Below are 18,166 nucleotides of genomic sequence, written 5' to 3'. Positions count from 1 at the left end.
GGATACTCCGATCCGGAGGGCGGCCTCTTGGATGGCGTCATTACAGGATGACCCGTCTGCGAATCTGCTGAACGACCTGTTCGGGCGTATCGCAGACCGTGACGAGATCGTCCACCTCGGAAGCCCTGATGTAGCCCCCGGAAACCATTGTGCTGCGGACCCAGTCGAGGAAGCCGTTCCAGAAGGTACTCTGGTACAGGATAATGGGAAGCGGACGGATACGTTTGGTTTGCGCGAGCACAAACGCTTCGGAGAGTTCGTCAATGGTGCCCATGCCGCCGGGCATGACGACATACGCGAGCGCATACTTTACAAACATGAGCTTGCGCAGGAAGAAGTAGCGGTAATCACTGCGTATTTTTACATACTTATTGCATTCTTGTTCGTGGGGAAGCTGGATATGCAGGCCGACGGACGTTCCTCCGGCCTCGGTGGCTCCCTTGTTGCCCGCTTCCATGAGGCCGGGACCGCCGCCGGTGATGACGCCATAACCCGACTCGACCAGCAACTTGGCGATGGTCTCGCCCTCGGCATACAACGGGTTCTCGGGCTTGACCCGGGCGGAACCGAAAATGGACACGCAAGGACCAAGATCGCTGAGCGTTTCGAACCCATCGACAATTTCAGCGAGAATCCTAAACATTCGCCATGATTCACGGATAGATAGCATGTCTATCGGGGATTGGCTCATAGATAGCTCCTTTTGAGGTATGAAAGGGACTATAGCCCGGTGTGCATAATGGCGCAAGCGCTCCAAGAGAAACCGTGCGCGCGATGAGGGCGCGTAATTTTTCTTCTTCATATCATGTCGGTATGATGAGAATAATTCCGGCTTATGGGAGCGCATAGTTTTTCTTGTCATGGGATACCGGTTACAGGTAGTATGGGACCCTGTTTGGGAATTTACTCTGCATCAGGAGGTTCTATGAAAGTTCATTTTCTCGGTGCGGCGCAGACGGTCACCGGTTCTTGCTATCTCATTGAGGCTTGCGGGATTCGTTTTACCGTGGACTGCGGTATGCATCAGGGGAACTCCGAGATCGAGGCCCGTAACTTCGATACCGATATCTACCAATCAGGAAATATTGATTTTATCCTTTTGACACACGCTCATATCGATCATTCCGGCCTCTTGCCCCGCATTGTGCATGAGGGGTTCAAAGGCTCCATTTACTGCACGCCACCGACAGCGGCCCTTGCCGGGCTGATGCTTGAGGACAGCGCGCATATTCAAGAAATGGAAGCTGAATGGAGGCAAAAGAAGCAAAAGCGGCACACCGGACAAAACGGCAAAAGCAAAGAGATCGTACCGCTATACACGGTTGAAGACGCCCGTAAAGTCCCGGACCAATTCCGTTTGGTGGAATACAACAAAACCTTCGAACCCCATCCGGGCATTGCCGTCACCTATAAGGACGCCGGCCATATCCTCGGCTCCGCTTTCTTGGAGCTGACCGTAACGGAAGACGGCAAAACGACCCGTGTCGTCTTCTCTGGGGATTTGGGGCGTCCGGGCACGCTCCTGATGCATGATCCGGTCGTCGCCAGCCAGGCTGATTATCTGTTCATTGAGAGTACGTACGGCGATCGTAATCATAAGAACGAAGAAGCGACATTTGACGAACTGGCGGAAGCCATCGCCTACAGTTACAATAACCATGACAAGGTCATCATTCCCGCCTTTGCCGTGGGGCGCACACAGGAGATTTTGTACTGCCTGTACCTGCTGCGGCAGAAGGGGAAGCTCCCGGATGACATGCCCATATTCGTTGACAGCCCTCTGGCGATCCGCGCAACGGAAGTCTTCAAAGAATTCAAGGACTATTTGGACACGCCCGAGATCGACCTGTCAGGGAACATGTCCGCATTGCTGCCCAACCTGAAATTTACCTTGAGCGCTTTGGAATCCCAGGCGTTGAATGTGATGAAAGGGCCGGCGATCATCATTTCCGCAAGCGGAATGTGCAATGCCGGGCGCATCCAGCACCACCTCCGGCACAACGCATGGCGTCCCACGGCCAGCATCGTCTTTGTCGGGTATCAGGGTGTCGGCACGCCGGGTCGTAAGATCGTTGATGGCGCAAGCTCCATCCGGCTTTTCAATGAAGATGTCGCCATCAAGGCCAAAGTTTTTACGATTGGCGGGTTTTCCGCGCACGCCGGGCAGAGCCAGATTTTGGATTGGATCCGGAAAATGGCGCATCCCGGTATGCAGGTCGTGCTGGTGCATGGCGAAGAGAAAGCACAGCAGATCCTTTCCGGCCTTATCAAAGACCAGTTCCATCTTTCAGTGTATGCTCCCGGCTATTTGGAAGAAATGGCTCTTGCGGCGGGAGCTACTCCCGAAGTGGTCGTTACCGCCCAACCGAAGAGTTATGCGCATGTGGACTGGGAATTGCTGCTTGAAGAAACGGAAGGCAAGCTTTCCAAGCTCCGTACGCGCCTTGAAAAGGCTGGGGAACGGCCTTGGGATGAACAGGTTGATATCCGGGATCGTATCCTTGAGCTCAACAAGGAATTGCTGTCCGTCCTGACTCAGCTGTAAGTGAAGAAGAGGGGCCCGCAATGGGCCTCTTTTTCTCCGTTTTTGTTTGAATAGAATCCGTTCACTTCAACGTTGGTGACAAACCGACCGTTTCCTACTGGAGTTTTCATGCGAATCATTGCCGGTGCCCTTGGAGGCCGGAATCTGAAGACGGTTGAAGGGCCGGGGTATCGTCCGGCTACGGCCAAGGTACGCGAAGCCATTTTTTCCATGCTTTCCTCGCGGGGCGTTGTATGGAGCGGTTTGCGCGTTCTGGATTTGTTTGCCGGAAGCGGAAGCCTGAGCTTTGAAGCTCTCAGCCGGGGAGCGCAAGAGGTTTGCCTTGTCGAGCGCGAGCCGAAAGTTGTGCAATGCTTGAACCAGAATGTGGAAGCGCTGGATGTGTCGGATCGGTGCCGTGTGGCGGAGAGCGATGTCCTGCGTTTTCTGCGGGGCAGGGCGTATCAGCCTTACGATGTCATCTTTGCCGATCCGCCGTATGGTGAAAATCGGCTGGTCCCTACGCTCAAGGCCATTATGAAGGGCGGCTGGCTCGCACCCGACGGCTATTTGCTTGCCGAGATTGAAGGTCTGCTGCGTTTTGACGCCGCAGCGGCCCATGAGGAACTTGAATTGGAAATCGATCGAAATTACGGACAAACCCGGATCATCTTATGGCACAAGACAAACGAGTAGCGATCTATCCCGGAACGTTCGATCCCCTGACGAACGGACACGCGAACATCATCCGGCGAGGATTGCGCATGTTCGACAACATCATCGTCGCGGTAGCCGCCGATACGGGAAAATCGCCCCTGTTTTCCCTCGAAGAGCGCGTGGCCATGGCGGAGAAAGTTTTCGCCAAGGAGCCGAATATTTCCGTTGAGCCGTTTCAAGGGCTGCTTGTGGAGTATGTTGCACGCCGGAATGTCCATACTGTGCTTCGAGGGCTTCGGGCCGTTTCAGACTTTGAATATGAATTTCAGATTGCGCTCATGAACCGCAAGCTGCGCCCGGATATTGAGACGCTGTTTCTGATTTCCGATTACCGCTGGCTGTATATCAGTTCAACTATCGTCAAGACCGTCGCAAGTTTGGGCGGAGATGTGCGCGGGCTTGTCCCTGACCATGTTCTCAGCTGCTTGCGCGAGCGCTTCGGATTCACGCACGGAGAGATCGAACCCGTATCGCTGCCGCCCGTACCGGAACTCTCGGAACTTGCGCGCTTACAGGAACTGGAAGCGTCACTCGACAGGGATACTGATAAATGACGAAACCACGCGTCGTCTGTCTTGTCGGCCCTACGGGCGTTGGAAAATCCGCGATCGCTTTACGCCTTGCCGGGCAGTTCAACGGAGAGATCATCAATGCGGACTCTCGTCAGGTTTTTGAAGCTTTTCCGATCATCACGGCTCAACCCTCTCAGGCGGAACAGTCCGTGCTCCCGCATCGCCTTTACGGTTTTTTGAAAACGGACGCCCGTTTTTCCGCCGGGGCTTGGGGGGAAAAGGCCCTGGAGCATATCGAACACACGGCATTTCCCGTGTTTGTGGGAGGGACGGGGTTATATCTCCGGGCCTTTTTTGACGGCATTGTGGATATTCCGCCCATACCGGATGATATCCTCACGAGACTTACGGAAGCGTGCCGCATCGAAGGCTCGTTGGTGCTGCATCGGAAACTGAAGGAAATCGATCCGGCATACGCCGCCCGTATCCATGAGAACGATCGGCAGCGCATTGTGAGAGCCCTTTGCGTCTATGAGGCCACAGGGAAAACCTTTTCATGGTGGCACAGCCAAACGCCGCCCCCGAGGGATGCGGATGTGCTGCGTATAGGCTTGCGCCTTCCGCTTGATACGTTGACGCCTCTGTTGGCGCGCCGCATCGACTTGATGCTTGAGGCAGGCGCGCTTGAGGAAGCCCGTTCCGAGTATGCTGTATACCCCGAAGGGACGCTGCCGGGATGGTCCGGTATCGGATGCCGGGAACTTCATCTGTATCTTTCGGGCGTCTTGTCGTTGGATGCCGCACGGGAGCTGTGGATCAAAAACACGCGGGCGTACGCGAAACGGCAACTGACGTGGTTCAACGCGGATAGCCGGATCCAGTGGTTTGCCCCAAATGAAGGCAAAGAGATCCTCACTCTCGTCAGCGAGTGGCAGCAGCGGAAAAAGGATTAGTGACCAGACAGGTCTGCCCTTGGCTCGAATCACATAAAAGAGCCGTCCTTCCCATACAGAGGAGGACGGCTCTAGTCTTTTCAGGAGAAAATCTTACTTCTGGCTTTCTTCCACGATGCGCATCGTGGTCGTAGCGATCTCCAGTTCTTCATTGGTGGGAATGATGAGGACGGGGATGCGGCTGTCAGGTGTGCTGATGACGCGGGCCCCGGGCTTACGGGTATGGTTTTCCTTTTTGTCCACCTTGATGCCGAAGGGCTCAAGGCCTTCGCAGACGGCTTCGCGGACGAATTCATCGTTTTCGCCGATACCGGCGGTGAACACGATGGAGTCAACGTTGCCGAGCAGGAAGAAGTAGGAGCCGAGCACTTTCTTGATGCTGCGGGTCAGCATCTTGAACGCAAGGGCGGCCTTTTCGTCACCCTTTTCGATGTTCGCGTGTACGTCGCGCATATCGCTGGTGCCGCAGATGCCGAGCAGGCCGGACTGCTTGTTCAGGACAGTATCGGCTTCCTGAGGCGTCATTCCCTTCTTTTCCATCATGAAGGGAACAATGGCGGGGTCGATGGAACCGCAGCGCGTACCCATCATCAGACCCTCAAGAGGCGTCAGGCCCATCGAAGTATCGATGCACTTGCCGTTCTGAACGGCGCTCATGGAGGAGCCGTTTCCGAGATGCATCGTGATGGAGTTCAGTTCCGAGAGGGGCTTGCCGAGGAAGGCCGCCGTCGCTTTCGCAATGTATTTATGGGAGGTGCCGTGGAAGCCATAGCGGCGGATGCGCAGCTCTTCGTACAACGAGTAGGGCAGGGGATACAGATACGCTTCGGGAGCCAGGGTCATACCGAATTCGGTATCGAAAACGCCCACATTGGGAACGCCGGGGAAGAGCTTTTCCGCAACGTCGATGCCCATCAGGTTGGCCGGGTTGTGCAGCGGGCCGAGGGGGAAGCAGTCGCGGATGATTTCTTTTACCTTTTCGTCGATAAGCACGGGATCGGTGATCGCTTCGCCGCCATGCAGCACGCGGTGCCCGATTGCCGAGATTTCCGACTTGTCCTGAATAACGCCCTTTTCGGAGTCCAGAAGCAAGGAAATGACGTCTTCCATCCCTTCAACGTGCGTGGGGAAGGGACGCTCGACAACGATTTTCTCTTCCTTGTCTGTACCGGGAGCAATCTTATGGCTCAGTTTGCCCATAGGCTGCCCGATACGTTCGACGACACCGGAGCACAGAACGGATTGGTCGTCCATATTGAACAATTGGTATTTACAAGAAGAAGAACCCGCGTTGATGACCAGAATTTTCATTGTTCTACCAGCTGATTAAAAAAGTTGAAGAGTCTTGTGACAATAAAAAGATGAAGGATCCGGCATCTTCCGCAAAAAGGCATCAGTACGAAAGAGGTGGATCCGGATCCTCCAAGAGTGCCTTACTTAAGGGTGATTAAACCCTTTTCAGCCTGAGCCTGGATAGCCGTGATCATGACCGTGTTGATGATGTCCGGCACGGTGCAACCGCGGGACAAATCGTTCACGGGCTTGTTGAGGCCCTGCAGGACGGGGCCGATGGCAAGCGCATTGGCGGCGCGCTGGACGGCCTTATACGTATTGTTCCCGGTATTCAGGTCCGGGAAGATGAACACGGAGGCGTGACCGGCGACGGGGCTGGTGGGAGCCTTCGTTCGGGCCACTTCGGGATCGATGGCCGCGTCATACTGGATGGGGCCATCAAGGAGGAGCTCGGGAGCCCGTTCATGCGCAAGCTTGGTCGCTTCGATGACTTCGTCCACGGCTTCGCCCTTGCCGGAAGAACCGGTGGAGTAGGACAGCATGGCGACGCGGGGTTCGACGCCGAAGACACGGGCGGTATGCGCCGAGCTGATGGCGATGTCCGCAAGCTGGCTGGCTGTGGGATTAGGATTGACCGCGCAGTCGCCGAACACAAGGATGCGATCCTTGAGGCACATGAAGAACACGCTCGAAACGATGGAGGTATCCGGCTTCGTCTTGATGATTTCAAAGGCGGGACGGATGGTGTGGGCCGTGGTGTTCACAGCGCCGGAAACCATGCCGTCGGCGTCGCCGATCTGAACCATCATCGTGCCGAAGTAGGTCGAGTCCTGCATACGCTCCTGCGCCTGCTCCAACGTAAGGCCCTTGCTCTTGCGCATTTCGTAATACTGCTGGGCATAGGCATTGAAACGCGGGGAGGCTGTGGGCTGGATAATCGTGGCATCCTGCAGCTTGAGGCCAAACTTCTTGATCTTCTCCTGGATGGCGTCGGTATCGCCAAGCAGGATGATATCCGCAATCCCACGCTCGCACAGGGACTCGGCGGCGCGCAGAATCCGCAGTTCCTCCCCTTCGGGCAGGACGATGCGCATACGATGTTTCTGAGCCTGCTCCGCGAGGTTGAACTCGAACATCATCGGGGTAACGCGATCAGAGCGGAAGTTGAAAATCTTGTTGACGAGGGTTTCCTTGTCCACGCCTTCGGAGAAAGCGTCAAGCGCCACGGTGATCTTCCGATAGTCTTCGGGGGAGATCTTTCCGTGCAGCTTCAGCAGTTCCTGACACGTATCATAGGTGGCGCCCTTCACGGAAAGGATGGGGACAGGGATGCCCGTCCAGCCTTCCATGAGCTTCTGCATACTCTCGGGCAGATCGATGCCGCCGGTGAGGAGGATGCCCGCAATGTTGGGATAGGTGGACGAAAGGTGCGAGGTCAGGCTGGCGAGGATGATGTCGGAACGGTCCCCGGGGGTGACGATCAGCAGATCCTGCTCAAGGTAGTTCATGAAATTGCCGACCTGCATAGCCGCGATAAGGTAGTCGTGAACAAGGTTGTTCAGGCCTTCCTTGCCGAAAAGCACGTCGGCGTTCATCCATTTCTGGACTTCACCGACGCTCGGATTGCACAGGGCGGGGGTTTCGCTGATGAAGAACAGCGGAGTGAAAGCTCCGGAGCCTTCAATGATCGTGCTCGCACAGGTGGGGCAGTCTTCGGTGGTGAACGATACGCGGTTGACGAACATGCAGCCCACTTCGCGCCGCTTGTCCTTCAGCAATTCCAGGTTACTTCTGACGGAGGCCTGGATGGCGTCGAGGGATTTATCCTTGCCGTTGATGACGAGCGCGAGCGGAATATTGAGGCTGGCGGCGATCTCGGAGTTCAGCTCGAACTGGACGGCCGTGTCCTTGTCCCGGAAATCCGTGCCCTGGCACAAAACGAAATCATACTCGTTTTCGAGAGCTTTGTACTTCTGAAAAATCTTTTCGATCAACAGGGACATATTCCCCGAAGTCACCAGTTCGAGCGCTTCCTTATAGGTACACGCGTAGGTGTCCCTATACAGCATATCCAGCTCAAAATGCTTGAGGATCAGATTGATGCTGGAGTCGCGCCGGGCTTCGTCCTCGCTGTCGATGATAGGACGAAAGAAGGCGACCTTGCGCACCTGAGACTGCAAGAAATGCATCAGCCCCAAGGTGACTACGGTTTTCCCACTCGAGCCTTCCGTACCAGTGATATAAAGAGAATGGGCCATAAAGAGGTACTCCGGGATGTAAGGATTACAGTTTGTTCCGCAAAGCAGTAAAATCCACATAATAATAGACGGAGTGCCCCTTTCTGTCAAAAGGCACTCCGCCGACAGAGTCAAAACCGGGAACCGGCAGAACCGGTTCCCGGGAGAGAGTGTTATTCCGTTACCTTGGGTTCTTCAGCGGCCTTCGGCTGTTCGGCAGAACCAGAGAACGCCGCCATGTACTTCAACAGCTGATAACGATCGTTATACGCCTTTTCCAGGTCGTTCTGGAGACGTTCGGAATCTTGAGGCGCGATGCTCTTCAGCTGGGCGTAACGGTTTTCACCGGCCAGGAAGTCACGCAGCGTTCCGTCGGGAGCCTTGGACTCCAGAGTCAGGGGCGCTTTGCCCTGTTCGGCCAATTCGGGGTTGAAGCGGTACAGAGGCCAGTAACCGCTGTCGACGGCCAGCTTGCCTTCTTCCATGCTCTTGCCCATGCCCTTGCGGATGCCTTGGTTGATGCAGGGGGCGTACGCGATGATAAGGGACGGTCCCTTATAGGCTTCGGCTTCCTTCAGTGCCTTGAGGGTCTGCTGCTTGTTGGCGCCCATGGAGATGGAAGCCACATACACGTACCCGTAGGTCATGGCCATACGGCCCAGATCCTTCTTGCCGGTACGCTTGCCGGCGGCGGCAAACTTGGCGACGGAGCCGAGCGGGGTGGACTTGGAAGCCTGACCGCCGGTGTTGGAGTACACTTCGGTGTCCATAACGAGCACGTTGATGTCTTCGCCGGAAGCGAGGACATGGTCCAGGCCGCCGTAGCCGATGTCATAGGCCCAACCGTCACCACCGAAGACCCACACGGACTTCTTGGTGAGCAGGTCGTTCATATCCCAAATCTGCTCAAACAGTTCATGTTCCGGGGCGTCGGACAGCGCCGCAAGGATTTCTTCACCGAACTTCTTGGAACCTTCGGCGTCTTCCTTGTTTTCCAGCCAGCCGTTGAGAGCGTCGACCAATCCTTCGGGCAGGCCGGGCAGCTTGGCCGCTTCCGCAACGATATCGGCGAGCTTTTCGCGACGATGCTTGACGGCGCTGAACATACCGAAACCGTATTCGGCGGCATCTTCAAAGAGGGAGCTGCCCCAAGCCGGGCCGTGACCATCCTTGTTGGTGGTGTAAGGCACGGTGGGAGCGGAACCACCCCAGATGGAGGAGCAGCCGGTGGCGTTGGCGATAAGCATCCGTTCGCCGAAAAGCTGGGTGATCAGCTTCACGTAGGGGGTTTCGCCACAACCGGCACACGCACCGGAGAATTCAAGCAGAGGCTGTTGGAGCTGAGAACCCTTGAGCGAATCGCGGGCAACCAGGTTGTCCTTCGGTTCCACGCATTCGGTGGCGAACTTCAAGTTGGCGACCTGAGCTTCAATCTGGGTATGCAGGGGCTTCATGACCAGAGCCTTGGTCTTGGCCGGGCAGACTTCGGCGCAGGAGCCGCAGCCGAGGCAGTCTTCAGCATACACCTGAATGCGGAACTTGAGGCCCTTGAGTTCCTTGCCGATGGCGTCCTTGGTGACAAACGTATCCGGAGCGCAGGAAAGTTCTTCTTCGGTAGCCAGAACAGGGCGGATGGCCGCGTGCGGGCAAACGAAGGAACACTGGCAGCACTGGATGCAGTTTTCGGAAATCCATTCGGGAATGTTCACCGCCACACCGCGCTTTTCATAAGCGGTGGTGCCGAGCGGAACAAGGCCGTCGGGCTCAAAGGCGGACACGGGCAGCTTGTCACCCTGCTGGGCGAGGATCGGACGGACCACGTCCGTGATGTAGGCCGGTTCGTGATTGTGGCCGCAGCCGCAACCGCAGGAGCAGGCTTCAGCCTTGTGTTCGTCAACAGCCTCAGCCCACTCGGCCGGAATCTTGATTTCGGTCAGCGCGGCAATGGCGTTGTCCACGGCGGCGAGGTTCATGTTCACGACCTTATCGCCCTTGCGGCCGTAGGTCTTCTTGATGGAGTCCTTCAGCAGCGCGACGGCCTGCTCGAAGGGGATCACCTCGGCGAGCTTGAAGAACGCGGTCTGCATGATCATGTTGATGCGTCCGCCAAGGCCGATTTCCATGGCGACCTTCACCGCGTCCACGTTGTAGAACTTGATGCTCTTGCGGGCGAGGGTGCGCTTCATGGCAGCGGGCAGTTCACGGCTGAGGTCTTCAACGGTGTTCCATTCGGAGTTCAGCACGAACACGCCGCCTTCCTTGATGCCTTCGAGCACGTCGTACTGGTGTACGTACGCGGACTTGTGGCAGGCAATGTAGTCGGCCTGGTTCACCAAGTAGGTAGAGTGGATGGGAGACTTGCCGAAGCGCAGGTGGGATACCGTAAAGCCGCCGGACTTCTTGGAGTCGTAAGCGAAGTAGGCCTGAGCGTAGAGATCGGTGTTGTCCCCGATGATCTTGATAGCCTGCTTGTTCGCGCCCACGGTGCCGTCGGCGCCGAGGCCGAAGAACTTGCACTGTACAGTGCCGGGAGCCACGGTGTCGATGTCGGCGCCAACTTCAAGGCTGGTGTAGCTCACGTCGTCGGTGATGCCCACGGAGAAGTGGTTCTTGGGGCCGACGATGGTCATGTTGGCGAAAACGGCTTCAGCCATGGCGGGCGTGAATTCTTTGGAACCCAGACCGTAGCGGCCGCCGAGGATTTCCGGCGTCTTGCCCTTTTCCATGAAGGCGGCGCAAACGTCGAGGTACAGCGGCTCGCCGAGGCAGCCGGGTTCCTTGGTACGATCGAGGACGGTGATGGTCTTCACCGTGGAAGGGATGACCTGCAGGAGGTGTTCGGTGGAGAAGGGACGGAACAGACGGACCTTCACGAGGCCGACGCGCTGGCCCTGGGCGTTCAGCAGGTTGACGACTTCCTCGATGGTTTCGCAGGCGGAGCCCATGGCCACAACGATACGGTCGGCTTCCGGATGGCCCACGTAGTCGAAGGGACGGTATTTGCGGCCGGTGATGCCCTCGACCTTCTTCATCGCTTCGACAACGACGTTCGGGACCGCATCATAGAAGAGGTTCCGGCGTTCGGTGTTCTGGAAGTAGATGTCGGGGTTCTGGGCCGTGCCGCGCTGATGGGGGTGTTCCGGATTCATGGCGTTCTGCCGGAATTCGTTCACCTTGTCCCAATTGACGACCTTGCGGATGTCTTCATAGTCGATGACTTCGATCTTCTGGATTTCATGGGAGGTGCGGAAACCGTCGAAGAAATGGCAGAAGGGGACGCTGGATTCGATGGTGGCCAGATGGGCAACCAGGGCGATGTCCATGCATTCCTGGACGGAGCTGGCGCAAAGGAAAGCAAAACCGGTCTGGCGCGCGGCCATCACGTCCTGCTGGTCGCCGAAGATGCTCAGCGCGTGCGTGGAAAGGGCACGGGCGGAAACGTGGAATACGGTGGGAAGCAGTTCACCGGCGATTTTGTACATGTTGGGGATCATCAGCAGGAGGCCCTGAGAAGCCGTAAACGTGCTGGTCATGGCACCAGCCACCAGGGAACCGTGCACGGCACCGGCGGCACCGGCTTCGGACTGCAGTTCACGTACGGTGACGGTCTGGCCCATCAGGTTTTTCTTGCCGGCGGCGGCCCAGTCGTCAGCGAGTTCGCCCATCACGGAAGACGGCGTGATAGGATAAATACAAGCGACATCGCTGAGAGCATACGCGATATGCGTGGTTGCCGTGTTGCCGTCCATGGTTTTCATTTTCTTAGCCATGAAGACTCCCTTCCGCCCCCCGGCGGACTTTGTTTGTCATGCCTTCAAGAAGCATAACGAGATACGTGTTAGCCGTGTGGTCACGCATGGGCCAATACGGCAAAGTCGTGTACTGTTCCCAGATACGGCGAGCCATTATGAATAGGCTTTTCCCATAACATTCATCGGATGTGTACTCTCGGGGAAAAAAGCCCCCTTGCAGAGAATACCGACTTGTGCATCCGTGTCTATTGTTATGTTGCCGCTCCGGCTCTGGCGTTCAGGCCCCGTACGCCCCGCAAGGCAACTCCCTCCCTCGCTTTGGCAATGAAACCTGACACATTCGTTTTCTCGCAGGGAAGATGTCATTCCACACATTTTTGAGATGAAAGACAAAATTCCGCGTGCGAAGAGACAGTAGCATGGATTTGTTTGGTTGAACAGTCTATTTCCATCAAACACGCAAAAAAATCTTTTTGCACAAACAACGTTTTCTTTATAGTTAAATATTTTTTGATAACAATTTCAATCAGGTATTTTATGTATACCCCGTATTCCGGTTACAGAAAAACCGCTAAATCAAATCAGGGTCTACGGGCTTGCGTTCCCAATGGATTTTCCCTTCGCCTTTTCTGAATTTACGGAGGAGGACATAGAGGGCTCCCGCTCCGCCATCGGAAGGTTTGGCCGTACAGAACGCAAGAATGACACGCTTAAGCGGTTCTTGGGTAAACCACTCCTGAACTTTCTCTCTGAGGATGGATATACCATGAGGAGAGTTCAGGCCGCGTCCGGGCACCACGAGGACCGTGCGCTGCCCTTTGAAATACGCCGCACGGAAAAAGCCCACCAAAGCGTCAAAAGCCTGTTGCGCGTTCATTCCATGCAAGTCCAGATGTGACTCCGGACTGAATTGGCCCGCCTGCAGTTTTCCCACAAGCATCAGATCGAGGCCGACAACATGTCCTTCCACATATTCATCGGTGAAGGCAAGCGCGAACTCGAGCTTTCCGTCGATGAATTCCTGAAGCGGGTTAGGCGGCGTCTGCACGGGAGGAATGGATACCGGCGCTTCCGCCGCCACTTCCCGCCCCTTTCCAGAAAGCGGGGTAACATCCTGCATGGCCGCAAAGAAATTGATGTCCTCCTCGCCTGTTTCATTCCCCGTTTTTTTCGGAGTGGAGGAGGCAGCATTCTTGCCGGCTATTTCAGGAGTAGGATTGTTTTTTTTCGTTTTTGACAACGAACGATCGGTCTCCCAGAGAGCCTGTTTGCCGAGTACAGGGTTATTCAGGGAGGTAACGGAAGGCCGTTTTTCGCGTTTTGCGTTTGCCGGAGCGCCCAGTTTGGTCACGCCGGAGACGGCATTCAAAAAGGCTCTGGTCTCCCCTTCATCCTGAGGAGAGACGAATTCCGCATAGAAAGAGGAAACCTCACCGTCATTATTGGAGATGAGGCCATTTTTCTTGAGGCTTTTCGCCTTTTTCTTTTCGTCATGAGACAGAAAACGTTTCTTATCAAGCTTTCGAAAGGGGTTTTCGCCCTCGAAGGGTTTTTCTTCATTCATGATTTGCAACCTTCAGTGTGTTGGGAACAATCGGATATCGGCTAGAATAGTCTCCGAACGGGCGGACCGCAAGGGCGGGAATGGGGAAACGGAGTACTCGAGAAAGGAAACTGGCCTCTTGCGCAAGTAATGGGAAAAGCCTATTCTCACCGGACAAGTTACCCAATGCTAGTTTAGGAGAGGATCATGCCCCTGACGCGAGCCCAAGCGTATACCGAAGCCGGAGTGAACATCGATGCCGGCAATTCCCTTGTTTCCCGTATCAAATCCATCGTATCCCAGACCCATATCCACGGGGTCCTTTCGGATATCGGGGGGTTCGGCGGGCTTTTCAAGCCGGATATGTCCGGAATGGCCGAACCGGTGCTGGTTGCTTCCACCGATGGGGTCGGCACCAAGTTGAAGCTGGCCTTCGCTTTCGACAAGCATGATACGGTCGGTATCGATCTTGTGGCTATGAGTGCCAATGATATTTTGGTTCAGGGCGCGCGTCCGTTGTTGTTCCTCGACTATTTTGCGACCGGTAAGCTTGATGTGGACAAGACCACGCAGGTGATCGCCGGCATCGCGGAAGGCTGCAAGCAGGCCGGATGCGCCCTCCTTGGCGGTGAAACGGCCGAAATGCCCGATATGTACGCTGACGGCGAGTATGATCTCGCGGGCTTCTGCGTAGGCATGGCCGACAATGCCAAGATTGTGGACGGCTCGGGAATCCGTGTCGGAGACGTGCTCATCGGCCTCGCTTCTTCCGGCATCCATTCCAACGGCTATTCGCTCGTCCGCAAGATCCTTGACAAGAGCGGCCTTGGCCCCGATGACACCATGCCCGGTTCCGACCGGACAGTGAAAGATGTCCTGTTGGAGCCCACCTATATTTATTCCGACGTCGTGCGTAACCTGATGCGCGACCTGCCCGTCAAGGGGATGGTCCATATCACGGGTGGCGGCTTCTACGATAACATTCCCCGCGTCCTGCCCAATTCGGTCACTGCGGATATCAAGTTCGCTTCATGGGATGTGCAGCCCGTTTTCCATTGGCTGCGTGAAGAAGGCGGCCTGACATGGCCTGAAATGCTGCAGATCTTCAATTGCGGCATCGGCTATGTCTTTATTGTGCCCAGCGAAGTCGCGGAAGAGGCGATGGGCCGTCTTGAGGCCATGCACAAAGGGGCTTGGGTCATCGGGACGATCGGCCGCCGTCAGGATAAGGACGAAGAACAGGTCAAGATCCTGTTCTAGCCGCCTTCTGGAAGCTTGTTTATGAAAAGGCCTCCCCACGGAAATGTGGGGAGGCCTTTTTGTCGGTCCTGCGTGTACGAAAAAAGGAACAACGGTTCGCTTACTGGTGGATGAGCCCTTGTTCGATTTCCGCTTCCATAATGCGGGCGTCAAGCCAGTCCATCATGTGGCGCTCCGTTTCCGGAGAGAGATAGCATACACATTCGCAGCGCATACGCCCTTTAGCCCGGACGAGGAATTCAAGCCTGACGGCATCGTCAAGGATCTCCAATGCAAGGCAATGCGGCCCGCACGAGGATTCGTGCTCACGCTGAACGGGAAGCAGGCGTTCTTTCTCTAGAGGCAGCCAATATAATCTTTCAATACCGGACTGGCAGCCGTTTTTCGTCAGCTGCGCCTCAAGGTTGGCAATGACCTCGGGCTGGAGTTCGTCTACAAGATAGCAGCGCATGACCGCTCCCTATGGCAGTTGAGATTCGTTTCTGTGGACCCTGCGCGTACATCGGCCCATCGGGTGTTCGTCATCCAGTCCGAACATACGCCTGATCAGTTCCACGTTGCGGGAAGCTGTCTCGGACTTGGCTTCCTTCAGGAACGTAATGGGCTCATGCGAAAGCTTCCGGACCAGACCATGCAGCATGGCCTCCAACGCCTCACGGGTTTCAGGATTCACGGGACCGAGCCGTTTTAAGGTCCGCTGGAGCTCTTCTTGCGCATGGGTTTCGAAGTGGGAGAGCAGGTCCACAATAGTGGGCTGGAGCTCCAACGATTCCAGCCAAAAGGCAAAGGCATTGACCTCTTCGTCAACGATCCCCTGCGCCTTTTCCGCTTCGACGCGCCGATGGGCCAGATTTTCTTCAACCACTTCTTTCAGATCGTCGATGTCATAGAGGTAGACGTTATCCACGTTGTTGACGTCGGGATCGATGTCTCGGGGGACCGCGATGTCAATGAAGAACATTGGCCGGTATTTGCGGCGTTTCAAGACGTCCTTGATGTCGCGTGCGCGGATAATGGCTTCCGGTGAGCCTGTGGAGCTGATGATGATGTCCACATCGGCAAGATGCTTGAACAAGTGCTCAAAGGGAACGGCTTCTCCTTTGAATTCGGCGGCAAGCTCTTTGGCGCGCTGGTAGGTCCGGTTGGCGACTTTGACGTTGCTGATCCCGGCTTGAATCAGGTGCGTGGCCGCGAGTTCCGCCATTTCGCCAGCGCCGATGAGCATGGCTTGGTATTGGCCCATGTCGCCGAAAATACGCTTGGCAAGCTCCACGGCCGCGTAGCTGATGGAAACGGCGCTCGCCGCAATGCCGGTTTCCGTGCGTACCCGTTTGGCGACACTGAACGATTTGTGCAGAAGGCGATTGATGATGGTCTTCGTCGTCCCGGCCAGGGTTGCCTTGCGATAGGCTCCTTTGAGCTGCCCAAGGATCTGCGGTTCTCCGAGCACCATCGAATCGAGGCTGGAGGCAACGGTGAACAGGTGTGCAATCGCCTCACGGCCTTTGTGGATGTACACATACGGCGCGAGTTCGACGGCCTTCCGGTTTTTGGCGGAGGCCCACGCCTCCAGAATCAGCCCCGGCACGTCGCCTTGGCCCACGGCAAGGATCTCAACCCGGTTGCAGGTTGAGAGGATCAGCGCCTCGTCCAGCGTCGTCTCGGCCGAATCGTTTTCCCCCGAAGGGCGCAACGGAATGGCCCACGTGTCTTTGGAGCAATGATCCGTCAACGCGAAACGTTCCCGCACCTCAACGCCGGCAGTGCGGTAGTTGAGCCCAATAAGGTAGATTTGTTGTTCCATATCAGCGTGGTGTGGTCAGAAAACTGTGGTGTGTGGTCATAAAGAGGTTCACCACGATGAGCGAAAACGCGCAAACCGTGAAGATCCATATTGCCAGAATTGCTGGTTTGCGTCCTTGCCAGCCCTGCGTGAACCGCTGGTGGAAAAGCCAAGCGTACAGGCCCCAGACAACGAGCGAAATAAACTCTTTAGGATCGCCGGAAAGGATTGTGCCCCAATTGATGCGGGCCGAGATGAACCCAAAAAGCACGCCCGCCGTGAACAGCGGAAAGCCGACCGTCGTCGTGAACGCATTGATTTTGTCCAATGCGGAGAGGGCAGGGAGATCCTTTTGGAAGCCCGCCAGCTTTGATTTCGATTTGATGCTCTTCGCTTGGATGAGGAAAAGCACGCCCGCGCCGAAAGCAAGGGCCATCAGGCCGATACTGATGAATATCGCTGCGATATGGATGGTAAAGGTCATCCCCGAAAGTACGGGGGGAAGCGGTGTTTCGGCATGACGCAGCAAGAGGGCGATCAGAAACGTCAGCAAGGAGAATGGTGCTACGGTCAGGAGCAGTGCCTCATAGCGCCACCGGAGCCACGCGACAAGCCCGCTGAGGGTAATGCACCAAGCCAGAAGCTGGACATACACGGAGCGGGTCAGGCCCGTGAATCCGTCGTCCATAAAGGTGGCGATCAACAGTAATGTGTGGGTGGTGAAGGCAAGCACCGTAAGCACGAGGGCGGCGCGCTTAAGCCATTCGTTCCGGGCAAGGATGCCCGCCACGACGGCCGCCGTCCCAAGGGCGTACAGGTGAATGGCCAGAACCGGCAACAGTTCAGGCAAGATCATGCAGCAACTCCATGATATACGGATGCAGTTCGATGGGTAACAATTCCCTGAGCAAAGATTCGCACGTTTGCCGATCCCGACGCTGCAGGGCTTCGGACAGGGGCGAATCCACAATGCTCCGGAAGAGGGTTGTATTCTGCCTCGTCTCGTGATGCAAGGCAAGAACCAAGGGGCGGAGCCGCATCAAAAGTTCGCTTATCCCCGTATAACGCTCTCCGAGCCACGTTTCCAGATCTTCACGGATCTTCCGGGCAAGCGCCGGGCTGGCGCCGCCTGTGGAAAGGGCGATGGCGATATTCCCTTGTTCGACAAGGGCGGGTACGATAAAGGAACTGTCCTTAGGGGCATCGGCGCAGTTACAGAGGATGCCGCGTTCCGTGCAGGCCCTCGCCACGGCATCATTGGTCTCCCTGTTGCTGGTGGCGGCAAAAACCAAGGCGCACCCCTCCACATCGGACGGTGTAAAGGGGCGTTTCGTAAAACTGACGCGTTTATCTTCAAGCAACACTTGAAGATTTGTATCCGGTTCAGCCAGGTCAATGACGTGAAGCCGTTCAATAGGGCATTCGAGCAAGGAAGCTATCTTGCGGCAACCGACGGCGCCCGCGCCGACTACAAGGCAGCTCTGCCCAGAAAGTTCCAAAAAAACTGGATAGTAATGCATAAGGCGTCCGATAGGGTTGTAACGGAAAACATATTCGTAACCTACGAATTATCGAATATAGCACGACCACGC

At 56.0% G+C, this 18,166-nt stretch carries 14 protein-coding genes; 5 read left to right on the top strand and 9 right to left on the bottom strand.

From position 1 onward, the window contains the following. Positions 1-40: 40 nt before the first annotated feature. Positions 41-691 carry an LOG family protein gene (locus tag T370_RS0104730; RefSeq protein WP_016361006.1) on the bottom strand — a complete coding sequence of 217 codons (651 nt, stop codon included), beginning with the start codon at positions 689-691 and terminating at the stop codon, positions 41-43. Between the two features lie 234 nt (positions 692-925). Here T370_RS0104730 and T370_RS0104725 point away from each other — a divergent pair, with 234 nt between their 5' ends. The 4 genes from T370_RS0104725 (at position 926) to miaA (ending at position 4,706) form a co-directional block, all read left to right on the top strand. Continuing rightward, complete coding sequence (locus T370_RS0104725) at positions 926-2,545, top strand: MBL fold metallo-hydrolase RNA specificity domain-containing protein (protein WP_029434924.1); 1,620 nt, start codon at positions 926-928, stop codon at positions 2,543-2,545. A 108-nt stretch (positions 2,546-2,653) separates the two neighbouring features. Next, entirely contained in the window at positions 2,654-3,220 is a 567-nt protein-coding gene (gene rsmD / locus T370_RS0104720; RefSeq protein ID WP_005027009.1) for a 16S rRNA (guanine(966)-N(2))-methyltransferase RsmD, read from the top strand. Continuing rightward, positions 3,199-3,795 (top strand): pantetheine-phosphate adenylyltransferase, encoded by a 597-nt coding sequence (coaD, locus tag T370_RS0104715; protein ID WP_005027011.1) that lies wholly within the window; start codon positions 3,199-3,201, stop codon positions 3,793-3,795. Before rsmD ends, coaD begins: the two co-directional genes overlap by 22 nt. Then, positions 3,792-4,706 (top strand): tRNA (adenosine(37)-N6)-dimethylallyltransferase MiaA, encoded by a 915-nt coding sequence (gene miaA / locus T370_RS0104710; protein ID WP_029434923.1) that lies wholly within the window; start codon positions 3,792-3,794, stop codon positions 4,704-4,706. The genes coaD and miaA overlap by 4 nt, the downstream gene beginning before the upstream one ends. Before the next feature lie 93 nt (positions 4,707-4,799). Here the strand turns inward: miaA and T370_RS0104705 are convergent, their stop codons facing one another. The 4 genes from T370_RS0104705 to T370_RS25920 form a co-directional block, all read right to left on the bottom strand. After that, positions 4,800-6,017, bottom strand: a complete 1,218-nt coding sequence (locus tag T370_RS0104705) for an acetate kinase (RefSeq protein ID WP_005027014.1) — start codon at positions 6,015-6,017, stop codon at positions 4,800-4,802. 122 nt (positions 6,018-6,139) lie between these two features. Beyond that, positions 6,140-8,257, bottom strand: coding sequence for a phosphate acetyltransferase (gene pta / locus T370_RS0104700; RefSeq protein WP_029434922.1), 2,118 nt, complete (start codon positions 8,255-8,257; stop codon positions 6,140-6,142). Between the two features lie 152 nt (positions 8,258-8,409). After that, on the bottom strand, positions 8,410-12,006 hold the full coding sequence (gene nifJ, locus T370_RS0104695) for a pyruvate:ferredoxin (flavodoxin) oxidoreductase (RefSeq protein WP_029434921.1): 3,597 nt from the start codon (positions 12,004-12,006) through the stop codon (positions 8,410-8,412). Positions 12,007-12,559: 553 nt separating this feature from the next. After that, positions 12,560-13,552, bottom strand: coding sequence for a Smr/MutS family protein (locus tag T370_RS25920; RefSeq protein WP_029434920.1), 993 nt, complete (start codon positions 13,550-13,552; stop codon positions 12,560-12,562). Positions 13,553-13,738: 186 nt separating this feature from the next. On the opposite strand from T370_RS25920, the gene purM reads away from it, so the two are divergent. Continuing rightward, the gene (purM, locus tag T370_RS0104685; protein WP_005027022.1) at positions 13,739-14,791 is read left to right on the top strand and encodes a phosphoribosylformylglycinamidine cyclo-ligase; all 1,053 of its coding nucleotides are present in this window, start codon (positions 13,739-13,741) and stop codon (positions 14,789-14,791) included. 100 nt (positions 14,792-14,891) lie between these two features. Here purM and T370_RS0104680 read toward each other — a convergent pair whose 3' ends face one another. Genes T370_RS0104680 through T370_RS0104665 form a run of 4 tightly spaced genes read right to left on the bottom strand, consistent with a single transcriptional unit; the run spans position 14,892 to position 18,094 of the window. Next, complete coding sequence (locus T370_RS0104680) at positions 14,892-15,242, bottom strand: hypothetical protein (protein ID WP_029434919.1); 351 nt, start codon at positions 15,240-15,242, stop codon at positions 14,892-14,894. 9 nt (positions 15,243-15,251) lie between these two features. Continuing rightward, the gene (hemA, locus tag T370_RS0104675) at positions 15,252-16,595 is read right to left on the bottom strand and encodes a glutamyl-tRNA reductase (protein ID WP_029434918.1); all 1,344 of its coding nucleotides are present in this window, start codon (positions 16,593-16,595) and stop codon (positions 15,252-15,254) included. Between the two features lies 1 nt (position 16,596). Continuing rightward, positions 16,597-17,430, bottom strand: a complete 834-nt coding sequence (locus T370_RS0104670) for a cytochrome C assembly family protein (protein ID WP_005027027.1) — start codon at positions 17,428-17,430, stop codon at positions 16,597-16,599. Continuing rightward, entirely contained in the window at positions 17,417-18,094 is a 678-nt protein-coding gene (locus T370_RS0104665; RefSeq protein WP_029434917.1) for a precorrin-2 dehydrogenase/sirohydrochlorin ferrochelatase family protein, read from the bottom strand. Before T370_RS0104665 ends, T370_RS0104670 begins: the two co-directional genes overlap by 14 nt. Positions 18,095-18,166: the final 72 nt, after the last annotated feature.

The sequence above is a fragment of the Bilophila wadsworthia ATCC 49260 genome (genome assembly GCF_000701705.1).
GTDB classification, from domain to species: Bacteria; Desulfobacterota; Desulfovibrionia; order Desulfovibrionales; family Desulfovibrionaceae; genus Bilophila; species Bilophila wadsworthia.
Note: the sequence above shows the minus strand (reverse complement) of the source record. Positions and strands in the feature narration are given on the sequence as shown.